A 4,661-nucleotide genomic window follows, 5' to 3' on the forward strand; every position below is an offset into this window, starting at 1 on the left:
TATGTTCATCAAGTGTAACATAACCCTTGGTAAGATTGCCCTATTACCGTTGGAACTTTTGCGGAATCAAGCACTAGTACTATACGAGGATAGCGATTAAACACATTAAGTTGCTTGTGAAACTGAAAATGTCTAATATTAAAGCCAGCACAATCGACGATATGGTAAAATAGGAATGCGAAGAAAGACCTATCAAGGACTATGGAGTGGAAACGCATGATTGATGGCATAATGCATTCAAAGGAATTTCTTTCTGAACTAGCCCGTTATTATATGGCGTTTTTGGAATCCGATTTTTCTGGTCGCTCAGCCCCAAGTCGCAAGATTGGTGCGGAACCTGAATCGGAAATTCACTTGACGAATTATCCGGGTATCAATGAGATGGCACTTAAAGCCTTGTTGTCTCATTTCAATAATCCTTTCGGAGCGATAAACCGCGATTCCGCAGTAATTCGAATTCCAGAGAGCATTTGTAAACAAGCATTGAATCAAATTGATGATGAGAATGTAGATTTTGCCTCCATTGAAGCCTACATTAATCGTGAATTGCGTAAGAAAAAGCTGCCGGGGAGATTCAAGATAGAACCGTTGCTTGAAGAAGTTGTGGAGCCGACACTTGCTGATGTAACAAATTATCTTAATGAATATCGCCTTGCCGGTCTATATGATGAGCTTTATGACCTTTGGAAAAATAAACTTTTAACAGATAAGCATGAGTTTTATTTGTATTTCCTTGATATCTGCTACGAGGAGCAGCGCTACCCCGTTTTCTATATACCACTTTCAATCGAACAAAATGAGCATGATAGTTTCTCCATTGAGTTTGACCCTGTACTGCTTATAAACAAGAAGGCCATTGAATACGTAACGGGTTTATACGCTGAAGAACAAAAAAAGGATTGGCAGGTTGAGCTTCCGCCGCGGCATATTTACTTGGCCAATTTTCAAAGTGAAACGGAGTTCATTACTTATCTTAAAAATATAATCAGCGAATTAACCAACTTCCTGGGGATGCGAACAATTGATCTTAAGGGATCACAAGATTCAGTATCGAAAATCAAGAACGGTAAATTTGAGATCACGAATCAATGTTATGTTGTTCTCGCTGACAAGTCTGACGAATCATTGCTTAATGATTACGAGGAATTGCTAACGCTGCTTCAGTCCGGAGAGAATTCCGAGGCCTTGGCTCTATTTAACAAGCTCAGTGAAGACTTTCTCGTCCGCAACCCCAAGTCCTTTGCTAGAGTCATTGAAGAGGATTATGAGAACAAGACTAGTAGTGAAAGGCTCAGCTATACAAGTCCTATTCCGTTAAACAAAGAGCAAATCCAAGTCCTGAAGGCGATTGACACAGAAGGTTGCGACCGGATCATCATAGAGGGTCCTCCTGGTACCGGCAAGAGCCATACGATCACGGCCATCATTTTTAATGCTCTAATGAACGGTAAATCGGTTCTGATGGTTAGTGATAAGAAGGAAGCTTTGGATGTTGTCGAAGATAAGATAAACTCTGTCTTGGATAAAATGAAACTTGATGACTTCGTGCAAAATCCAATTCTTCGCCTTGGCAAGAAGGATTCAAATTTCGCCGGAATTTTCAAAACAGCCAATTACGAGAAAATCAAGACCCGGCATGGGGCATACCGTAGACACAAGGAGCAGGTTGAATCCGAAATTAAAGAAACACATTCCAAAATGATTAGTGATATTGAGAGTGAAATCGACTCCCAATATTTCCTCCACTCGGATCAGGTTCAAAAGTATGTTGCTTATGAATCGACTTTCGAACAGCAATGGAAGAATCGGTTGAATTTAGCTGAGTTGAGAGATGGTAAGAAACCGCAGCGTCTGTTTGATCTGTGGAGATCGTTGTCTGGAATTCTCCATGCTATGGATCAGTTAACAGAAATGAGCCAAATCAAGTTTCATTTTGATGGAATGACTTTTGACAAATGGAAATCCAGCCTCGAAGCACTCTTGAAGGAGCTACAGCCAATACATTCAAGCTTGAATAAGGAACAGAAAACCTTCAAGTTTCTTCGAGTTATTGAAGCCACCAAAGTTCAAGTGCTTGATCAATGCATGAAGGAACTCGATGAGCTAAGAAATCCTTTGTTCGGGTTTTTATTCGCCGGGAAAAAGATCAAGGCTCTAGAGCAACGTCTTACTGAAGAGTTCTTCGGGAGTGAGAAATTTTCATTAAAGGCGGAGCGGGCGATACTTCAAAATGAACTCCAGTATTATAAACAATCACATAAGCTGGAACAGAAGTGGATGAAAGAATCCCTCGATCTCTTTAGGACGATGCGTGAAGACAAACTCTCGAATCTCATGGAGTTATTGGAGAAAATTATAGGCCAGATCCGAGAAGTAAAGAAAACAAAAAAGGAACTTGTTAAGACGGTTCTAGCCCTTGGGGTGGATTCGGATCAGCTGGATAATGAGTTGCTCTGGTCATTTGCGAAAACCCCTGAAGAAGAAATACTAAGAGTCGTTTCTTACTTGCAAACCCACTACTTTATTAACGAAGGTAAGGAGTCGCCGGCTAATTTATATGTAGAGCAGCGGGGAGTTCTAGAGAACAGACTCATCTTGAAGATGACCAATATCCTTGATGACAGTGTGGTCCAATTTCGTGAGAATTACAGGAATGATGCCGAGGAGCTGCGCAAGATTTTTCGAGCAAAGAAGAAAATCCCTAAACACTTGTTGGAGCCATTGGTGCAAGCCTTTCCTTGCCTCATTGTTGGAATTCGAGAACTAGGAGAATTCATACCCTTGGAGGCCAATCTGTTTGATGTTGTGATCATTGACGAGGCCTCTCAAGTCAGCATTGCTCAAGCCTTTCCAGCTATCATTCGAGGTAAGAAAACGATCGTCCTAGGGGATTCCAAGCAGTTTGCGAACGTGAAATCTCATAACGCTTCTACCAAAGTAAACAACCTTTTATTCAATCGAGTACGGGACGCTTTCAAAAAGGATATCGTTGACCGCCCTGAATTTGAGCGTGAGAGTTTAGAGATGAAGATAGAGAATTTCAATATCAAGAACTCCATCCTCGATTTTATGAAAAATATACCTAATTACGAATGCAGCCTGAAGAAGCACTTTAGAGGGTATATTGAGCTCATCAGCTACTCAAATAAAAACTTTTACCAGGATTCCCTCCAGGTGATGAAGATACGTGGTGTTAGTCTGAACGACGTGCTTCAATTTCATGTCATCCAGGCAGATCCGCGTAAAGAAAGGCTAAAAAATACAAATACCGATGAGATTCACTATATCCTTGATGAGCTTAACCGGTTGAAGCAAATGAATTATCAAGGAACGGTTGGAATCATCACACCGTTTACGAACCAGCAGAAACTATTGACAAGCAGGATTCTGGCTTCTAAGGATTGGGAGTACTACATGGAGAAGTTTCATCTAAAGATCATGACTTTTGACTCCTGCCAGGGTGAGGAAAGGGATATTATCTACTATTCCATGGTTGAAAAGCCGGGTGAAGATAGTCTGAAGTATATATTCCCTGTTAAGTTGGATAAGGCTGCAGAGGAGGAAAATGGAACACTAAAAGCACAACGTTTAAATGTTGGCTTTAGTCGTGCGAAGGAAAGTATTCGCTTTATCCTGAGCAAACAACCGGAGGAAATCCAACATGAGACTGGCCGAGTTCTTCAATATTTCAAGAATATGATGCAAGGTCCGGATGAGGCGAGCTTGTTGGAACAAACCGATGGTAGATCCAAAATGGAGCCCATGGTCCTACAATGGATCCAACAGACAAAGTTTTATAAAAAAAATAAGGGACACATCGAGATCATTCCACAATTTGATATTGGCAGGTATATCAAACAATTAGATCCTATGGCAAAGATTCCGGATTACCGTATTGATTTCCTATTGATATTCCGGAAGCCGGGTGATCGGGCGCGTTCTGCGATCATTGAATATGACGGCTTTGAGTTTCACTTTGAGTCCAGTGATTCCATAAATGAGTTTACCTACACTCGCTACTATGTAGAGTCTGATGTTGAGCGACAGAAAACGATTGAATCCTACGGTTACCCCTTCATTCGTCTCAACAAGTTCGTTATTCGTGACAACCCGTTGCAGTATTTGGATCGACAATTGGCCCGGACCTTTAAAATAACGGAAACTGAAGATGAGGACGATCTGCGCAAGGAAGTCGCGGAAACCTACGAAAAAATTGAAAGCAAGCAAATCAAAAAGTGTGGAAAATGCGGTCAGATGAAGGATTTATCCGAGTTCTATGACCCCAATTTAGCTACCCTGTACGGACGGAACTGCAAGATATGCAAAGGCAAGAATACGGTACGATCCAGGTAACAAAAAAGCAGATGAGGAACACTCTCTTCTGCTTTTTCTCATTCATATCGTTCTTTCAGGATTGTCTTTGCCTTATGAAGTACCTTAATATCCTGTTCCAAAAGTATTTGTAGGATTTCTTCTAGCTCCGCTTCCTTTCAGAGTGCACATTGTGAGTAAGCGTCTAACAAGAAGGTGTATTCCAATGCAGTCTAGATTTTGAGACAATTCCGTTAGAGTAGTCGTTGGATCTTTTCGACCCTACTCGAAAAACTCTAATGGGAGTGTGTCCAATTGCAAACTGTAGAGATGAGGAATCGCTATCGACT

The 4,661-nt window shown here is 41.2% G+C and carries 1 protein-coding gene; it reads left to right on the forward strand.

The window, feature by feature from the left end; translation table 11 throughout:
• Positions 1-216 precede the first annotated feature (216 nt).
• Complete coding sequence (locus tag WBG83_RS22085) at positions 217-4,353, forward strand: AAA domain-containing protein (RefSeq protein ID WP_336747548.1); 4,137 nt, start codon at positions 217-219, stop codon at positions 4,351-4,353.
• Positions 4,354-4,661: the final 308 nt, after the last annotated feature.

Source organism: Paenibacillus sp. y28, assembly GCF_037137075.1.
Lineage (GTDB): Bacteria > Bacillota > Bacilli > Paenibacillales > NBRC-103111 > JBBBNV01.

Bases quoted from the DNA above. Each gene is read 5' to 3' on its own strand.
- WBG83_RS22085 (WP_336747548.1), top strand. From the start codon at position 217: ATGATTGATGGCATAATGCATTCAAAGGAATTTCTTTCTGAACTAGCC.